This is a genomic window from Devosia lacusdianchii, from assembly GCF_022429625.1.
Taxonomy (GTDB): Bacteria; Pseudomonadota; Alphaproteobacteria; order Rhizobiales; family Devosiaceae; genus Devosia; species Devosia lacusdianchii.
Genome location: NZ_CP092483.1, coordinates 1,206,727 through 1,222,775 on the forward strand (window position 1 = coordinate 1,206,727; position 16,049 = coordinate 1,222,775).

Sequence of the window (16,049 nt, forward strand, 5' to 3'; positions counted from 1 at the left end):
CGGCTCGAAGATGCGTGAAGGGGCATGGGCGGCGTGGACCTGCGCGCGGGGAGTGGCTGGCTAAGGCTATAGCAAGGGGGTGGGACGGGCGGAAGGGCGGATCGGGTGGTCAAGCCAGATCGTCGATGGTCACGCCAAGCGCCGTTGCGAGTTTGCCGAGGGTGGCGACGGAGCCGGTCTTCCGGCCGGCTTCGATATCGGCGATCTGCACACGGTTGACCTCGGAACGTTCGGCAAGGGCGGCCTGGGTTAAGCCGCGATACTCCCTGTAGACGCGCAGGGGGCTTTCGCCACCAATCATGCGTTTGACATACTCCGCAGGCATTGACTCGCCACCGGCGGCAACTGCCCGGTCATATGCCTCGAGGTCAGCCAGATCCTCCGCGGCTTCGCGCAGACGCTCATACTCGGCGCGCGGAATAGTGATCATCTCGGTCATAACCGCCTCCTAGTCATAAATGCTGCCGCGAGGACCGACTTCGAGGACATCCAGCACGACGTCATCAATCATGATGACACGCCAGTCGCCAACACGAAGCCGGATGCCTTCACGTCCCCTCAGTGCCTTCACGTTGTTCGCTTGAGACGACGGGTCGGCGGCATATGCTTCGATCTTCGCGACGATCCGCAGGGCCGAGTTGGCCGGCATCTTGCGTAGCGCTTTGGTCGCCGCAGGGCGGTACGTGATGGGCTTCACCATGGAAATGTAGCTATTGGCTACTCCGCAGTCAAGGGCTACAACCCCTCCGTTGCCACCGCAGGCACGGCTGCGCGGGCTTCGGTGGTGATGCCGCCGGCGGTGAGGGTGGCGTTGAGGAGGTCGGCGAGGTCGACCAACTTGCGGGCGGCGGCGGGGGTGAGGCTGGGTGGCCGCTCGGCCACAGTTTCCTCGACGGCGGCGGGATCGGCATCGGCGATGACGGTCGGCTCGGGCACGAAGTCGACGCCGAAGACCGGTTCGATGTCGATATTGGTGTGGGCGTAGGCCATGAACTTCTGCCAGGCGATGGCCGGCAGGGTGCCGCCCGTCAGGTTGTTGGTGGGGTGATAGTCGTCATTCCCGAACCAGACGGCGGCCACGTAATTGCCGGTAAAGCCACAGAACCAGGCGTCGCGATAAGATGAGGTAGTGCCGGACTTGCCGACGACGGGTACGCCCGGCACGTCGGCGCGGCGTCCAGTGCCGCCTGTGACCACGCCGCGCAGCATGCTGTTCATGTTGGCGACCGTGGTTTCGCTAAGCACGCGCTCGCGGGGGGCGGAGAGGTCGGCTTCGTAGACGAGCTCTCCGCTCAGAGTGGTCATCCGGGTGATGCCGAAGGCCGGGGTCTTATAGCCGTCATTGGCAAGCACGGCGTAGGACGAGGTCATGTCGAGCACCGAAACCGAGGCGACGCCGAGCGCCAGCGAACGGGTCACGGGGTAGTCGGCCTGCAGGCCCATGCGGTGGCTGAGCGCGGCGATGGTATCGCGACCGGTCTTGATCGAGAGCGTCACCGGCACCGTATTGAGCGACTGGGCGAAAGCGCTGGCGAGGGTCACCGTGCCCTTGTAATTGCGGCCGTAATTCTGCGGGCACCAGTCGCCGATGCACACCGGGCGGTCGGTGATCATGTCAGCAGGCGTCAGGCCGAGCTGCTCGAAGGCTTCGGAATAGACGAAGATCTTGTAGGCCGAGCCGGGCTGACGGGTGGAGACGATGGCGCGGTTGAACTGGCTCTTGCCATAGTCCATGCCGCCGACCATGGCGCGGATGGCGCCCTTGGTATCGGTGACGACCATGGCAGCCTGTTCGACGTCATACTGCTCGGCGCCTTCGCGCACGGTCGAGATCACCGCTTCCTCAGCGTATTTCTGCAGCGTGTTGTCGATGGTGGTGCGCACCACGAAATTGTTGGACGTATGATTGTGGGTCTCGATCAGCGTCTTGGACTGCTCGAAGGCCCAATCGAGAAAGTAGTTGGGCGAATTGGCATCGGCGATGCGGTCGATCGGCGTCGCGGGGTGGCGGCGGGCGGCCGTGACCTGGCCCTCGGTGAGGAAGCCGGCAGCCACCATATTGGACAGCACCAGATTGGCGCGGCCGCGCGCGGCGGCAAGGTCGACATGCGGCGCATAGCGGGTCGGGGCTTTGAACAGACCAGACAGCATGGCCGCTTCAGCCAGGCTTATGTCCTGCACCTTCTTGCCAAAGTAGTAGTCGGAGGCCGCAACGACGCCGAAATTGCCGCCGCCCATATAGGCGCGGTCGAAGTAGAGCTTGAGGATCTCGTCCTTGCTGTAATGCCACTCGAGCCAGACGGCGAGAAAGGCCTCGATGATCTTGCGCTCAATGGTGCGTTCCGAGCTGAGGAACAGGTTCTTGGCGAGCTGCTGGGTGATCGACGAGCCCCCCTGGGTGGAATTGTCGCCCTGCGCGTTGCTCATCAGCGCGCGCAAGGTGCCAACCACGTCGATGCCAAAGTGATCGTAAAAGCGGCGGTCTTCGGTGGAGAGCGTCGCCTTGATCAGGTAATCGGGCATGTCGGCGAGCGCCACGGAATCATCCGAGCGGATGCCGCGACGGCCGATTTCGGCGCCGAAGCGATCGAGGAAGACGACGGAGTAGTCCTCGGCCTTGTTGAACTCGCCCGACGCGGTGGCATCGAAGGCCGGCAGGGCGAGTGCCACCATCAATACGCAGCCTATGGCGAAGAAGGAGAAACCGTCGCTGAGGATTTCGACGAAGAAGCGCTTGATGCCCGAGACGTGGAAGACGGACATGATGTCCTGGAACCTCGTCCAGCCCCGGCCGAGCGACTGGCCGAACTCGTAGAGAGAGGAATCGAGCCACGCGTCGGCTGCCAGCATGCTGGAGCTCTTCTTGCGCTTCTCTTTGGTATAGAACGGATCCTGCACCGGAATTCCCCGACAACGCCTCACGGACTGTTGTCCGCATCCCGGCGTCAAGGCAACACAATCGCTGGAATATGATTGCGCTTGCCGCCGGACAAGAGCAAACCGGCAACAAGCTTACCGGCACCGGGTTAAGATGGCCTTTTGGGACGAAAAAACGCTTGATGAAATGACCGACACGGAGTGGGAAGCCCTCTGCGACGGCTGCGGGCGTTGCTGCCTGATCAAGCTCGAGGATGAGGATACCGGTATCCTCATCACCTCGGACGTGCGCTGCAAGCTGCTCGACGGCGATACCTGCGCCTGTACCGACTATCCGGGACGCCAGGCCAAGGTGCCCGACTGCATCAAGCTGACGCCGCAGAACGTGACCGAGATCAAGTGGATCCCTACCACCTGCGCCTATCGTCGCATTGCCGAAGGCAAGGGCCTGGCCTGGTGGCACCCACTGATCTCGGGCGATCCGCAGACAGTGGTGGATGTGGGCGTATCGGTGAAGGGCCGGACCTTCCTCGAAACCGAGGTTGAGCCTGACACCTGGGAAGAGCACGCCGTCGACTGGCCCGAATGGGAACCGCCGGAGAGCCTCTAGGGCTGTGCCTTCTCCGAGCGCAGCATCGGACCGTATTTGGCGACGGCGATCCCCGCCACGACCAGGGCGAGCGATGCCAGCAGGTAGACGGTGAGATCGGCCTTGCCGAGCAGGACGAGATAGACCGCTGTCAGCACCGGGGTGAGGAAGCTGATGGCGCCGATCAACTGGGAATTGCCGTGCTTCATGCCGAAATCCCACATGGCATAGCCGAGCGCGAAGAAGATCGACGCGGTCCCGGCGATCCACAGGCTCTGGGTCGGTGCCAGCGGCGCGCCTTGGTAGAACAACCAGACCGCGCCGTTGATCACCATGCTGAGGAAGAAGACGACGCCCAGAAAACTGCTGGTGAGGTAGGGATAGCGCGCCGACACGGCGGAGAAGACGCTCCAGGTCAGCGCCGATACCAGGGCCCAGCCGTGACCCGGCAGCAGGTTGAACCCGCCAATGCCCAGCCCGCGCCCCATGAGGAGCACGGCGATGCCGGCCATGCCCAGAAGACCGGCAACGATGTGGAACCAGCGAAATTTTTGGCCCAGCGATATGGTCGTGAAGACGATCACCAGCAGCGGCCAGGTATAGATGATCAGGGTCGCTTCGAGCGGCGGGGCCTGCTGTAGCGCCGCTACCCAGGTCAGGTTGTGGACGCTGATGCCGATCAGTCCCAGGCCGTAGAACCAGAGCGGAATGGTCTTGAGTTCCGGCAGCGGATTGTGTCGGCGGGCCACCCACAGCACGACGAAGACCAGCGCGCCAATGCCGTCACCCAGCGTGACGTAGAGAAACGGATCTATGCCCACGGCCAGGGCGATGACCGGCGCGGTCAGCGACCAGATGAGCACGGCGGCCAAGCCGCCCACCGTACCCGCGAAAGATTTGTTGCGCAGCAAAACCAGCCTCATCCGCCTCAAGCCCGGCCGACGCTGGACTGCATGTTGATGGACTAGGCCATAGCCCGATATGAGGGAAAGAAAAACCGGAGGCATGGCGCGGTTTTTTGGTGGACTGTCTGCGCGCGGTCTCGTCCGCGCCCTAAGTATTAACACGGCATTAACCATATTGTGACCTGATCCAGCCATTGTGGGCTGGCCTAGGATGGGCACCAGATGACCGACGCGGCGACTGTCAAAGAAACCAACGGGGCTTTCTGGACCCGTGTGCGTTCGGCGCTGGGCGCGTTGCGGCCGGTGCGGGATCAGCAGCGGTCCCCGGCCTACGGGCAAGCGGCGATCGCCCGCTCGATCGGCATCAAGCCCAAGCTTGGCGCCCGGATCGAGGAAGAGCTGGTGCATGGCTGGCATAATGCCGCGGCGCGCAAGGTCTCGCTAAGCCTACTCGTCATCGAAATCGACCGCATGACCGACTATTTCAACGCCTATGGCAAGGCCGCCACTGACGACTGCGTGCTGGCGACGATGCGGGCGGTGACCGATGCCCTGCCGCGTAGCGGCGACACTTGCCTGCGGCTGGGCCGGGCCACTTTCGTGATCGTACTGCCGGACCTGCCGGTGCTGATGGCGCGGGCCAGTGCCGCCAAGATCGCCGAAGCTATCCGCAAACTGAGCCTGGCGCACAAGGAAAGCCATGCCGGCATCGTGACCGTGAGCATGGGACTGGCCGTGACCAATCCGCATGGCGGCTACGACAAGAAATTCTTCGAAGCGGCAGCAGAGGCGCTGAAGAAGGCGCAGCGCAAGGGCCTGAGCCGCATCGAGGCCGTGGACCTGCGGCCAGCGCAGGAGCGCAAGCGCAAGGCTGCGTGAGACTGCATCGCTTTTGACCCAGCCTCCCAGTCGTCTCCCTCCCCCCAGGGGGAGGGATCAAGGGTGGGGGCGAGTCACAAGCATCCGACTCGCGGAGAGATACCCCCACCCTGCTCGATTCAACGGACTTAGCTGAAGCTAAGTCCTATCTCGCTTCCCTCCCCACAAGGGGGAGGTGGCCGACTGAGGGATCGGGCAAGCGAGCTACCCATCTTGGTCCTGCGCTCGTTGGGTTGCCACACCCGGCCTTACCCATTAAGGAACGCGTCCCCTTGCGCGCCGCCCCATGGCGCTTCCCCATGATGGATGGATGCCATGACCCTTGCTTGCGGCCTCGACTTTGGCACGTCCAATTCGACCTTTGCGCGCGTCGACCAGCATGGGCATCCGCAATTGCTGGGGCTGGAGGACGGCAAGCCGACGATCCCGAGCGTGATCTTCTTTGGCTTCGAGGATGACAGCCTGCATTTCGGGCGCCAGGCGGTGGCTGAATATGTCACGGGGGCCGAGGGCCGGCTGATGCGCTCGCTCAAGAGCGTGCTGGGCACGGGGCTGATTGGCGACACCACGCGGGTCAAGGCGCGCAGCTATGGATTTCTCGAAATTCTCGGCATTTTCATTGGCGAGTTGAAGCGGCGCGCCGAGAGCGAGCTGGGCGAGGGTGTCGACAGTGTGGTCTGCGGGCGGCCGGTGCATTTCGTCGATGACGATCCGGTCGCCGACGCAGCGGCGCAGAGCCAGCTTGAAGGCGCGGTGCGGGCACAGGGCTTCACGCATATCGATTTTCAGTTCGAGCCGATTGCGGCAGCGCTCGACTATGAGCGGCAGGTCAATTCGGAGCGGCTGGCACTGATCGTCGACCTCGGCGGCGGTACGTCGGACTTTTCGGTGGTGCGGGTATCGCCGGAGCGGGCGCGCGCCACCGACCGCAGTGCAGACATTCTGGCGACCGCTGGCGTGCACATCGGCGGCACCGATTTCGACCGGCTGCTGTCGATGACCAAGGTTATGCCGGAGCTTGGGCTGGGCACCATGAACAAGGACGGCAAGCGGCACCTGCCGGTCGCCCCCTATTACGACCTCTCGACCTGGCATCGTATCAATCGGCTCTACAATGCCCAGACGCTGCGCGACCTGCGTGGCACCAAGCGTGAGGCGCGGGCGCCCGAGCGGGTGGAGATGATGATTGAACTGATCGAGGATCGGCTGGGGCATCGGCTGGTCGGCGCGGTGGAAGCGGCCAAGATTGCGCTGTCGGATGTCGAGGCGACGGAGTTCGCCTTTCCGGTGCGCGAGCGCAGCATCGAAACCGTGATGACGATCAATGACTTGACCACGGCCCTGGCCAGCTCGGTGGAACGCATTGAATCAACGATTGAAGAAACGCTGCGGCGGGCGGGAATTGGCGCCGACGCAGTGGATAGCCTGATTCTGACGGGCGGCTCGACGCAGGTGCCCGCTATCGCTGGACGGCTGGAGGCGCTGTTCCCCGAGGCGGATTTGGTGCGTACGGACGTGTTGGGCAGCGTGGGGTTGGGACTGGCAATGGATGCGAAGCGGAAGTTTGGGGGGTAGGGGGACGTTCAGGGTCCCGTGGGGCAGCCCACACTTCCCGCCACAGATGAACGCCAGTTAAACGACCCGGCCCCCAACGGTTCAGGCCGCCCATGGCATTTGCTCGATCAACCCGTGAAACAGTTGTCGAGGAGACGACCATGACGTTCGTGAAAACCATCGCCGCCGCGGCATTGACCCTGTTTGTCGCCGCACCCGCTTTCGCTGGGGATCTGACCCCGGTCGGCACCTGGCAGACCTCAACCGGTGAGTCGCGCTACACAGTGAGCTATTGCGGCGACGGCACCCAGCTTTGTGCCAAGCTCACCTGGCTGCGCAAGGATGCCCAGACGCCGGAAAACCTGGCGCTGCTCAACAAATATGTGGTGCAGGGCGCCAAGGCGACGGCCGAGAACAAGTGGCGTGGCACCGTAAGATATGACGGCCACACCGTTTCCGGCTCGGTGACGCTGGTCAGTGACGACAGGCTTTCGCTATCGGGCTGCCAGTTGATCGCCTGCCAGAAGGTGGATTTCTTCCGGCTTTGAGTGAGCTGCCTGCGCGGTTCCCACTCACGCGATCGTCACCCTCGGGCTTGACCCGAGGGGGCTACACTTGCCGTGCTTAGGCGCAGAGCCCTCGGGTCAAGCCCGAGGGTGACGATCTGTGGGTGGCGAGCGCCACTCCAACAGCAAGAAACTTATCCATCTAATCCCCGCGTGACGCTGGTCCTGTATAGTTCAGGCATGGTCGGAAAAGTGGGTGAGGCGGCGATGAGCCGGTTGCCCCTTTAGAGCAGCCGAGGATTTCATGACAGCGCCAAAACCTCACGACAGCCGTGATTGGGTGGCGATCCGCCGCGCCTATGAGCATGGCGAAGAAACCATCCGCGAAATCTGCGTGCGTTTCGGCGTGACCAAGGGCTCGCTCGAAAATCGTTACCGCAAGGAGCGCTGGATTTCGCGACTGGCCAACAAGGCCAACAGGCAGCGTTCCACTCTGGGGCGGCTCTTTGCCGTGTTGGAAAGACAGGTGACCAAGCTCGCCAATACGAGTGGCGAAACGCTGGGCGACAAGGAAGCACAACAATTGACCGAACTGATCAAGAACTTCGACAAGATCTCAACCATTGCCAACGAGGAGACGAAGGTGGATGCACCGCGAGAGAAGCGCGACATGCGCGACATTCGCGACAAGCTGGCCAAACGAATTGACCAGTTCAACCGCCGTTGAGGGCGCCGTTGTCGTCGCTGCCCTCTCCGACGACGAGGCCTATAATCGATACTTCGATTGGTCGGAGTGGGCCTATGATCAGCAAAGGGAGCCGGATGGAAACTGGACGACCTGGCTGTTCATGGGCGGGCGCGGTTGCGGCAAGACGCGAACCGGAGCCGAGTGGGTTCGACGCCTCGTTGCTCGCAAGGTTTCGCCGATCGCGCTGGTAGGCGAAACTATGGTGGAGGCGATGGCGGTGATGGTCCGCGGGCCAAGCGGCATTTTGTCGGTATGCCGTGACGACGAGCGGCCGACAATTCGCGGTGCACAGCTCATCTGGAGGAATGGCGTGGAAGCCACGCTATTCTCGGCCTCTGATCCGGATCGTTTCCGCGGCCCGCAATTTGCGGCCGCCTGGTGCGACGAGGTCGCCAAATGGCCCAATGCCGAGGCGGCCTGGGATATGTTGCAATTTGCCCTGCGGCTTGGTGACAAGCCCCAGCAACTGGCAACGACGACGCCAAGGCCGACAGCATTGCTGCGTCGCCTGATTGGCGACCCGCGCACGGTGGTTAGCCGGATGCGGACCGAAGATAATAAGGCGCATCTGGCTCCCGACTTCATGGAAGAGGTGGTTGGCCGCTACCGCGGCTCGGTGCTGGGGCGGCAGGAACTGGATGGGGAATTGATCGAGGATATGCCCGACGCCTTGTGGCAGCGGAGCATGTTTAGGCGGTTTGACGGCGGGGACATTGGCCGGATCGTCGTGGCGGTCGATCCGCCGGTGACGGGAACCGCGCGATCGGATGCTTGCGGCATTGTGGTGGCGGGCCGGGTCGGCGACGGCGTGGTGATACTGGAAGATCGGACGCTGAAACCGGCGGCGCCGCTGGACTGGGCGCGGCGGGCAGTGGCGGCGTTCGAGGCGCATGGGGCCGATGCCATCGTGGTCGAGGTCAACCAGGGCGGTGATCTGGTGCAACAGCTGATCGGGCAGGTTGACGCCAAGGTGCCGGTGCGCGCGGTGCGGGCGAACAGGGGCAAGTGGCTGCGGGCGGAGCCGGTGGCCGCGCTCTATGGGCGCGGGCTGGTGCGCCATGTCGATGGGCTGACGGCGCTGGAGGATGAGATGTGCGCGTTTGGGCCGGATGGCAAGAGTGACGGGCATTCGCCCGACCGCGTGGATGCGCTGGTGTGGGCGGTGACGGATTTGCTGCTGAACGAGAGCCGACCACGCGTGCGGGGGCTTTAGGTATTGCCACCGTGTAGTCAGTCGACACCCTCCCCGTTGTGGGGAGGGATCAAGGGTGGGGGTGGGCCACACCCACCGGACTCGTGGAGAGATACCCCCACCCTGCTCGATTTACGGACTTCGCTGACGCTAAGTCCTATCTCGCTTCCCTTCCCACAAGGGGGAGGGTGACCGACGGATAGGTCACTGCTCGCTATAGGAACAGCAACATGCCGAACTGGATCAGCCGCCTGCTGGGCGGGCAGACAAACACGCCCGCCGAACGGAAATCGGGCAATGGGCAGACGCTCCTCAGCCTTAGCCAGCTTGGGGCGGCCCAATGGAGCAATCGGGGTTTTGTGAGCCTGGTCAACCAGGGCTTTGCGCGGAACCCTGTCGTGTATCGTTGCGTGCGGCTGATCGCCGAGACGGCCAACCGGGTGCCGCTGGTGGTGCAGGAGAATGGCCGGCGCGTCGACGAACATCCACTGGCGACGCTGCTGGCGCGGCCCAATGGGCGGCAATCGGGCGGGGAAATGCTGGAGGCGGTCTATGCTTATCTGCAGACGGCGGGGAATGCCTATCTGCAGGCGGGGCTGGTCGATGGCGAGGTCAAGGGACTGTTCTGCCTGCGGCCGGATCGCATGAAGGTGGTGGCTGGCGGTGATGGCTGGCCGATCGCTTATGACTATACAGCCGGAGGGCGCACCCTGCGGCTGCGGCAGGACGAGGGCGTGGTGCCTTCCGTGCTGCACATGGCGCTGTTTCATCCGCTTGACGACCACTACGGCATGGCTCCGCTCGAGGCGGCGCAGACCAGCCTCGATATTCACAATGCCGCCGGGCAATGGAACAAGGCGCTGCTCGACAATGCGGCACGGCCATCGGGGGCGCTGGTCTATTCCACCAGCAATGGCAGCCTGACCGAGGATCAGTTCGATAGGCTCAAGGCCGAGCTGGAGGAGAATTTCTCCGGGGCGGGCAATGCCGGGCGGCCGATGCTGCTCGAAGGCGGGCTCGACTGGCGGGCGATGGCGCTATCGCCGCGCGACATGGACTTCATCGAGGCCAAGCATGCCGCGGCGCGGGATATCGCGCTGGCCTTCGGCGTACCGCCCATGCTGCTCGGCATACCCGGCGACAACACCTACGCCAACCTGGCCGAGGCTAATCGGGCGCTGTGGCGGCAGACGCTGATCCCGCTGGTGGTGCGGGTGGCGGACGAACTGAGCAATTGGTTGTCGCCGGGCTTTGGAGGGGCGGTGGTGGTGCCGGATTTCGACGGGGTCGAGGCGCTGGCCGAGGATCGTGCGGCGCTGTGGAGCCGGGTTGGGGCGGCGGAGTTTTTGAGCGACGCAGAGAAGCGGGCGATGTTGGGGGTTTGATTATGGACGACCTAACCAAAACGGTCATCGAGCGGGGTGATCTCGCACACCTCGCGCTGTTTCTCTGGGCGAGTGGCGCGAGTGCCCTTCTCGTGTGGAGCCTGCGGGAGATGGCCAAGGTGAATCAACACTTCAACGAGTTCGTGCAGGAGATCGCGAATTTGAATCGGCTTTTCAGGAAGGACGAGTAACGCCATGGCCAACAAGCACAATCGTGAAAATGCGCAGCAGACGTTCCGGCAGTTTGTCTGGAATTTGGCGGGAACGCTGGCCAGCTCGAAGGCTGGGGGCAAGACTGCGGCCAAGCCGGTGGGCAAGCGCTGATGGCCTCCATTCCCATTGATGGGGACGGGCGGTTTTCGGGCTATGCGAGCGTGTTCAACCGGGTCGATGCCGGCGGCGATATCGTCATGCCGGGGGCGTTTGCCAAGAGCCTGACGAAACGGCGCGATCGCATCCGATTGCTGTTTCAGCATGACCCCAAGGAGCCGGTCGGCACCTGGGAGGCGATCGGCGAGGACAGCCATGGGCTGTTCGTAGCCGGACGGCTGGTGGCGGGCGTCGAGCGGGCCGATGCGCTGCGGCGGCTGATCGAGGACGGCGCGCTTGATGGGCTCTCCATCGGCTTCCGCACCGTCAAGGCCACCCGCGAGGGCGGCAAGCGCAAGCTCTGGCAGATCGACCTGTTCGAAATTTCGATCGTGACTTTTCCGATGATGGAGGACGCGCGGATTGCGCCCTCATCGCTTTCGACCGGCGCCGCCATTGCGGCCGCCACCCAAACCATCCGCAACCGATAAGGACATCTGCATGGATATGACCAGTGACGGCCTTGAAACCAAGGCCGGCGCGGGGAGCGATATTGGCGCTCTCTTCGCCGAATTCTCGCATGCCTTCGAGGAGTTCAAGGCAACCAACGACCAGCGCCTGGGCGAACTGGAAAAGCGCGGCTCGGCCGATGGCCTGCTGGAAGGCAAGCTGGATCGGCTGAATGCCGTGCTCGATGGCCAGAAGGCGGCCATGGATCGCGCGCTCGTCGACCGTGCCCGTCCGCTGCTCGACGGCAAGGCCGTGCATCTGGACCGCGAATACAAGGAAGCGTTCAGCGCCTATGTGAAGCGCGGCGAGGAAAAGGCGCTGTCGACTGGCGTCGGCGCCGATGGCGGCTATGTGGTGCCATCAGAGACCGAGACCGAAATCACCCGGCTGATGACGGCGGTATCGCCGATCCGCGCCATTGCCGGCGTGCGGCAGGTGTCTGGCGCCGTCTACAAGCGGCCGATTTCGGTGACGGGGCCGGCAGTTGGCTGGGTGGGCGAGACGGCGGCACGGCCGACCACCAATAGCCAGACGCTGGCCGAGCTGAGCTACCCGACCATGGAACTCTATGCCATGCCGGCGGCCACGTCGGCGTTCCTCGACGATGCGGCCGTGGATGTCGGCCAGTGGATTGCCGACGAGGTCAACGCAGCCTTTGCGGCGCAGGAAACCACCGCCTTCGTCACCGGCGATGGCGTCAACAAGCCCAAGGGCTTCCTGACGGCAACGGCGGTGGCGGAGACGAGCTGGAGCTGGGGCAATCTGGGCTATATCCCCACTGGCGTAGCCGGCGCGCTGCCGGCCAGCAATGCCAGCGACGTGCTGATCGATCTGGTCTATGCGCTCAAGGCCGGCTATCGCCAGAACGCCAGCTGGGTGATGAACCGCAAGGTGCAGGGCGCACTGCGCAAGCTCAAGGATGCCGACGGCAATTACCTGTGGCAGCCGGCAGCGACCGCTGATGGCAAGGCGCGCCTGATGGGGTTCGAGCTGGTCGAGGCCGAGGATATGCCCAATATCGGGGCGAACTCGCTGTCGATTGCGTTCGGCGACTTCCGCCGGGGCTATCTGATTGTGGATCGCCAGGGCGTGAGCGTGCTGCGCGATCCGTTCAGCAGCAAGCCGTATGTGCTGTTCTACACGACCAAGCGTGTTGGTGGCGGCATTGCGGATTTTGACGCGATCAAGCTGCTGAAATTCGCCGTCTCGTAGCGGCTCCGTTCCGCCGTCATTGCCCGGCTTGTCCGGGCAATCCATGCAGCAGCAAAGGCTGAGCGATGGACCACCCGGACAAGCCGGGTGGTGACGGCGTGGAGGGGCCTGAGCCTGCCACACACGCGGTGTCATGCCGGCGCAGGCCGGAATCCAGGCGCGGGGCCTCGGGCTGGGTGATGCGGCGGACCACGGACATGGATTCCGGCCTGCGCCGGAATGACATCGGGGCTAGGGCTCCCACAAAAACCAAAAGGCACAACAATGACTTCCTACCTTCTCGCGGGGCCCGCGGAGGAGCCGGTTTCGCTTGTCGAGGCCAAGGCGTTTCTGAAGGTCGATGACACGGCTGAAGACGGATTGATCACGACGCTGATCGGGGCGGCGCGGCTGCATATCGAGGGTGTGACGGGCAGGGCGCTGCTGGCGCAGAGCTGGCGCGTGGTGCTCGATGACTGGCCGGCGAGCCGGACAGTCAAGCTGCCGGTAACGCCGTTCATTGAAGTGACCGAGATCACCGCGTTCGACGCGGCGGGCGGGGCGCATCTGGTGCCGCTGGCGCAGTTCATGAGCGAGCCGGACCGGCTGCTGCTGCCGGCCGATGTGGCGGGCATGCCCGCATTACGCGAGCGGCAGGGGATCGAGATCGACTATGTCGCGGGGTTCGGCACCGAGCCAGGCGATGTTCCCCGCGATATCCGCCAGGCGCTGCTGGTGCTCGTCGCCTATTGGTTCGAACATCGCGATGCGGTGATCGTGGCCGGTTCGGGCACTGTAGTGCCATCGGGCTTCGAGCGGCTGGTGGCCGCGCATAAGCGGGTGCGGCTGTGAGCGAGCGGGTGCCGCCGATCGGCACATTGACGGATCGGGTGCAGCTCAAGCGGCGCGAGATGACCGGCGAGGACGAAGGCGGGCACGCCACGTTGTTCGTTCCGGTGACCAGCATCTGGGCCCGCGTGCGCAGCCTGAGCGGACGGCAGGGCACCAGCGCCGACGGGCGCGCGGTCGAGATTACGCATTCGGTCGTGCTGCGGTTTCGCACCGATGTAAAGCCAGGGGACCGAATGGTCTATCGCGGGCGGACACTCGATGTGGTGAGCGCTGCCGACCTCAATGGGCGGCGGGCTTATCTGAGCTGCACCTGCAGCGAAACCAGTTTTACGGGGTAGACCATGCATCCGATCAGCCTGTTGCAGGGCGCGCTGGTGACGGCGCTGAAGAGCGACGCGGCGCTGGCGGCGCTGGTGGGGAATGCTGTGTTCGACGCGGCGCCCAAGGGCAGGGCGGCGCCCTATGTGGTGATCGCCAGGCACGATGTGCTCACGCGCGATGGCGATGCGGCGCCGGGCCAGGAGCATCGGATGCTGCTGCATTGCTGGGGCGACCAGCCGAGTCGCAAGCGGGCGCTGGACATGGCCGAACGGGTGATCGCGGTGGCGCTGGGGCTGACGGCGGTGGGGCTTGTCGTGACGCATCGCGAGCATGTGCGGACCGAGACGGTGATCGACGATGACACCGGGTGGGCTCGGGCGGCGGTGACGCTGCGGTTTATGAGCGAGTAGGCCGCGTTAGCCACGCCAACTGCGCGTCACCCTCGGGCCTGACCCGAGGGCACTGCACTCAACCGACGTACAGCAAGTTTAGAGCCCTCGGGTCAAGCCCGAGGGTGACGATCCAATTTGCGGAAAGTTCGGAGACAATCACATGGCCGCTCAGAGCGGGAAGAATATGTTGCTCAAGCTCGACCAGACCGGGTCGGGGAGCTTTCTCACCGTGGCGGGGCTGCGAACGCGGGCCTTGGCATTCAATGCCTCGACCGTCGATACGACGGATCAGGAGAGCGCCGGGCGGTGGCGCGAGTTGCTCGCCGGTGGCGGGGTGAAGCGGGCCTCGGTTTCGGGGGCGGGCGTGTTCAAGGATGGCGCGTCGGATGCGCAGATCCGGGCGCTGTTCTTCGCCGGGACGATCCGCAACTGGCAATTGATCCTGCCTGATTTCGGTACGGTCGAGGGGCCGTTCCAGATCGTGGCGCTGGAGTTTTCGGCCGATCACGCCGGAGAAGTGACGTTCGACCTGGCGCTGGAAAGCGCCGGGGAAATGACGTTTGCGGTGATTTAGGGCATCCAAGATGTCATCCCGGCGAAGGCCGGGATCCATGTCCGCATATCACCCGGGACACTGAGTTTGCCGAGGTTGCCGGACTTGGATTCCGGCCTTCGCCGGAATGACCCGGTGGGTAGGACGGTTATCAAACCAACAGGAACAAACATGGCCATTCCACAACGAGGCGAAATTGACGCCGTCATTGGCGGGGAGGCCCGCACACTGTGCCTGACGCTGGGGGCACTGGCGGAGCTGGAGGCGCGGTTGCAGGCGGGGGACCTCGTCGGGCTGGCCGAGCGGTTCTCGTCGGGCCGGGTTTCGGCGCGGGATCTTACGGCGATCCTGGGGGCGGGGCTGCGCGGCGGTGGTAATGCCGTCAGCGATGACGACCTGGCGCGGCTGTCGATCGAGGGCGGGCTCAAGGGTGCGGCGGAGATCGCCGCGCGGCTGCTGAGGGCGACGTTTGGAGAAGCCGCATGACACCGTTTCCGTGGGAGGCGGCAATGCGGTTCGGGTTGGGCGTATTGCGGCTGCCGCCGCGCGACTTCTGGCGCATGACGCCGCGCGAACTGGCTTCGGCCTGGGGCGCTGTGATTGGCGATCGTGGCTCGCTGGCGCGCGATGAGCTCAATGGATTGATGGAGCGCTTTCCCGATGGCCGATGATTTCTTTCCCGACAGTTTTCGCGATGAGCTGAGCGATACGAAGCTGGAGCTTGAGCGCATCGAGGATCTGGCCAGTGGCGTGGCGCGCTCGATCAGCGCCGGTTTCCGTGGGGCTTTGCTCGAAGGCAAGTCGCTCAAATCGGTGCTGGGCGATATCGCGCGCAGCTTTGCCGATATTGCGCTGAAAGCCGCGATCAAACCGCTGGGCGACTTGTTCGGCGGATTGATCGGGAACCTGTTTGCCGGAACCAATCCGGCGCTCGGCAATGTGACACCCTTCGCCAAGGGCGGGGTGATCGCGACGCCGAGCTATTTTCCGCTGGGCAATGGCATGGGGCTGATGGGCGAGGCCGGGGCCGAAGCCATCATGCCGCTGCAGCGCGGCTCCGATGGGCGGCTGGGTGTGGCGGGCGGTGGCGGCGCGGTGAACGTGACGTTCAACGTGACCGCCAGCGACGCGCGGAGCTTTGCCGCGAGCGAGGCCGAACTCAGCGCCATGCTGTTGCGCGCGGTGAAGCGCGGGACGCGGGCGTCGTAGCTGGGAGTCTTGCGCTGTCCTCACCGCAAACTCGAACGGCACCTCCCCCATGATGGGGGGGGGAGGGGGTGCGAGCC

22 protein-coding genes are annotated in these 16,049 nt (G+C 64.2%); 18 read left to right on the top strand and 4 right to left on the bottom strand.

All coding sequences use genetic code 11. The annotated features are described in order from the left end of the window. Window positions 1-109: 109 nt before the first annotated feature. From MF606_RS05920 to MF606_RS05930, 3 genes are read right to left on the bottom strand one after another with little or no spacing between them, the layout of a single operon-like run. Window positions 110-439, bottom strand: coding sequence for a helix-turn-helix transcriptional regulator (locus tag MF606_RS05920; RefSeq protein ID WP_240232885.1), 330 nt, complete (start codon window positions 437-439; stop codon window positions 110-112). Between the two features lie 9 nt (window positions 440-448). Next, window positions 449-700 (bottom strand): type II toxin-antitoxin system RelE family toxin, encoded by a 252-nt coding sequence (locus MF606_RS05925; protein ID WP_338084418.1) that lies wholly within the window; start codon window positions 698-700, stop codon window positions 449-451. 35 nt (window positions 701-735) lie between these two features. Then, window positions 736-2,898: a transglycosylase domain-containing protein gene (locus MF606_RS05930; protein ID WP_240232886.1), complete on the bottom strand. Its 2,163-nt coding sequence runs from the start codon at window positions 2,896-2,898 to the stop codon at window positions 736-738. Between the two features lie 133 nt (window positions 2,899-3,031). Here MF606_RS05930 and MF606_RS05935 point away from each other — a divergent pair, with 133 nt between their 5' ends. Next, window positions 3,032-3,487: a YcgN family cysteine cluster protein gene (locus tag MF606_RS05935; protein WP_240232887.1), complete on the top strand. Its 456-nt coding sequence runs from the start codon at window positions 3,032-3,034 to the stop codon at window positions 3,485-3,487. Here the strand turns inward: MF606_RS05935 and MF606_RS05940 are convergent. Further along, entirely contained in the window at window positions 3,484-4,377 is an 894-nt protein-coding gene (locus tag MF606_RS05940; RefSeq protein ID WP_240232888.1) for a DMT family transporter, read from the bottom strand. The genes MF606_RS05935 and MF606_RS05940 overlap by 4 nt on opposite strands. Window positions 4,378-4,593: 216 nt before the next feature. Here MF606_RS05940 and MF606_RS05945 point away from each other — a divergent pair, with 216 nt between their 5' ends. The 17 genes from MF606_RS05945 (at window position 4,594) to MF606_RS06020 (ending at window position 15,972) form a co-directional block, all read left to right on the top strand. Beyond that, the gene (locus tag MF606_RS05945) at window positions 4,594-5,250 is read left to right on the top strand and encodes a diguanylate cyclase domain-containing protein (RefSeq protein WP_240232889.1); all 657 of its coding nucleotides are present in this window, start codon (window positions 4,594-4,596) and stop codon (window positions 5,248-5,250) included. A gap of 315 nt (window positions 5,251-5,565) precedes the next feature. Then, window positions 5,566-6,825 carry an Hsp70 family protein gene (locus MF606_RS05950; RefSeq protein WP_240232890.1) on the top strand — a complete coding sequence of 420 codons (1,260 nt, stop codon included), beginning with the start codon at window positions 5,566-5,568 and terminating at the stop codon, window positions 6,823-6,825. 140 nt (window positions 6,826-6,965) lie between these two features. Then, window positions 6,966-7,352 (top strand): DUF2147 domain-containing protein, encoded by a 387-nt coding sequence (locus tag MF606_RS05955; protein WP_240232891.1) that lies wholly within the window; start codon window positions 6,966-6,968, stop codon window positions 7,350-7,352. Window positions 7,353-7,614: 262 nt separating this feature from the next. Beyond that, window positions 7,615-8,037: a hypothetical protein gene (locus MF606_RS05960; protein ID WP_240232892.1), complete on the top strand. Its 423-nt coding sequence runs from the start codon at window positions 7,615-7,617 to the stop codon at window positions 8,035-8,037. Continuing rightward, window positions 8,015-9,271, top strand: coding sequence for a DNA-packaging protein (locus tag MF606_RS05965; RefSeq protein ID WP_240232893.1), 1,257 nt, complete (start codon window positions 8,015-8,017; stop codon window positions 9,269-9,271). The genes MF606_RS05960 and MF606_RS05965 overlap by 23 nt, the downstream gene beginning before the upstream one ends. A 209-nt stretch (window positions 9,272-9,480) precedes the next feature. Then, the gene (locus MF606_RS05970; RefSeq protein WP_240232894.1) at window positions 9,481-10,635 is read left to right on the top strand and encodes a phage portal protein; all 1,155 of its coding nucleotides are present in this window, start codon (window positions 9,481-9,483) and stop codon (window positions 10,633-10,635) included. A 2-nt stretch (window positions 10,636-10,637) separates the two neighbouring features. Next, a complete protein-coding gene (locus MF606_RS05975) occupies window positions 10,638-10,826 on the top strand; it encodes a hypothetical protein (protein ID WP_240232895.1) in 189 nt (62 codons plus the stop codon). Between the two features lie 4 nt (window positions 10,827-10,830). Then, the gene (locus MF606_RS21605) at window positions 10,831-10,959 is read left to right on the top strand and encodes a hypothetical protein (protein ID WP_275693127.1); all 129 of its coding nucleotides are present in this window, start codon (window positions 10,831-10,833) and stop codon (window positions 10,957-10,959) included. Beyond that, the gene (locus MF606_RS05980) at window positions 10,959-11,435 is read left to right on the top strand and encodes an HK97 family phage prohead protease (protein WP_240232896.1); all 477 of its coding nucleotides are present in this window, start codon (window positions 10,959-10,961) and stop codon (window positions 11,433-11,435) included. Before MF606_RS21605 ends, MF606_RS05980 begins: the two co-directional genes overlap by 1 nt. Before the next feature lie 10 nt (window positions 11,436-11,445). After that, a complete protein-coding gene (locus MF606_RS05985; RefSeq protein WP_240232897.1) occupies window positions 11,446-12,666 on the top strand; it encodes a phage major capsid protein in 1,221 nt (406 codons plus the stop codon). Window positions 12,667-12,930: 264 nt separating this feature from the next. Further along, window positions 12,931-13,497 carry a head-tail connector protein gene (locus MF606_RS05990; protein WP_240232898.1) on the top strand — a complete coding sequence of 189 codons (567 nt, stop codon included), beginning with the start codon at window positions 12,931-12,933 and terminating at the stop codon, window positions 13,495-13,497. Next, window positions 13,494-13,835 carry a phage head closure protein gene (locus MF606_RS05995; RefSeq protein WP_240232899.1) on the top strand — a complete coding sequence of 114 codons (342 nt, stop codon included), beginning with the start codon at window positions 13,494-13,496 and terminating at the stop codon, window positions 13,833-13,835. Before MF606_RS05990 ends, MF606_RS05995 begins: the two co-directional genes overlap by 4 nt. A gap of 3 nt (window positions 13,836-13,838) precedes the next feature. Beyond that, window positions 13,839-14,228, top strand: coding sequence for a DUF3168 domain-containing protein (locus MF606_RS06000; protein ID WP_240232900.1), 390 nt, complete (start codon window positions 13,839-13,841; stop codon window positions 14,226-14,228). A 142-nt stretch (window positions 14,229-14,370) separates the two neighbouring features. Continuing rightward, the gene (locus MF606_RS06005; protein ID WP_240232901.1) at window positions 14,371-14,784 is read left to right on the top strand and encodes a phage major tail protein, TP901-1 family; all 414 of its coding nucleotides are present in this window, start codon (window positions 14,371-14,373) and stop codon (window positions 14,782-14,784) included. Between the two features lie 150 nt (window positions 14,785-14,934). Beyond that, window positions 14,935-15,249, top strand: coding sequence for a gene transfer agent family protein (locus tag MF606_RS06010; protein WP_240232902.1), 315 nt, complete (start codon window positions 14,935-14,937; stop codon window positions 15,247-15,249). Beyond that, on the top strand, window positions 15,246-15,434 hold the full coding sequence (locus MF606_RS06015) for a rcc01693 family protein (RefSeq protein ID WP_240232903.1): 189 nt from the start codon (window positions 15,246-15,248) through the stop codon (window positions 15,432-15,434). The genes MF606_RS06010 and MF606_RS06015 overlap by 4 nt, the downstream gene beginning before the upstream one ends. Continuing rightward, window positions 15,424-15,972, top strand: a complete 549-nt coding sequence (locus MF606_RS06020; protein ID WP_240232904.1) for a phage tail tape measure protein — start codon at window positions 15,424-15,426, stop codon at window positions 15,970-15,972. The genes MF606_RS06015 and MF606_RS06020 overlap by 11 nt, the downstream gene beginning before the upstream one ends. Window positions 15,973-16,049: the final 77 nt, after the last annotated feature.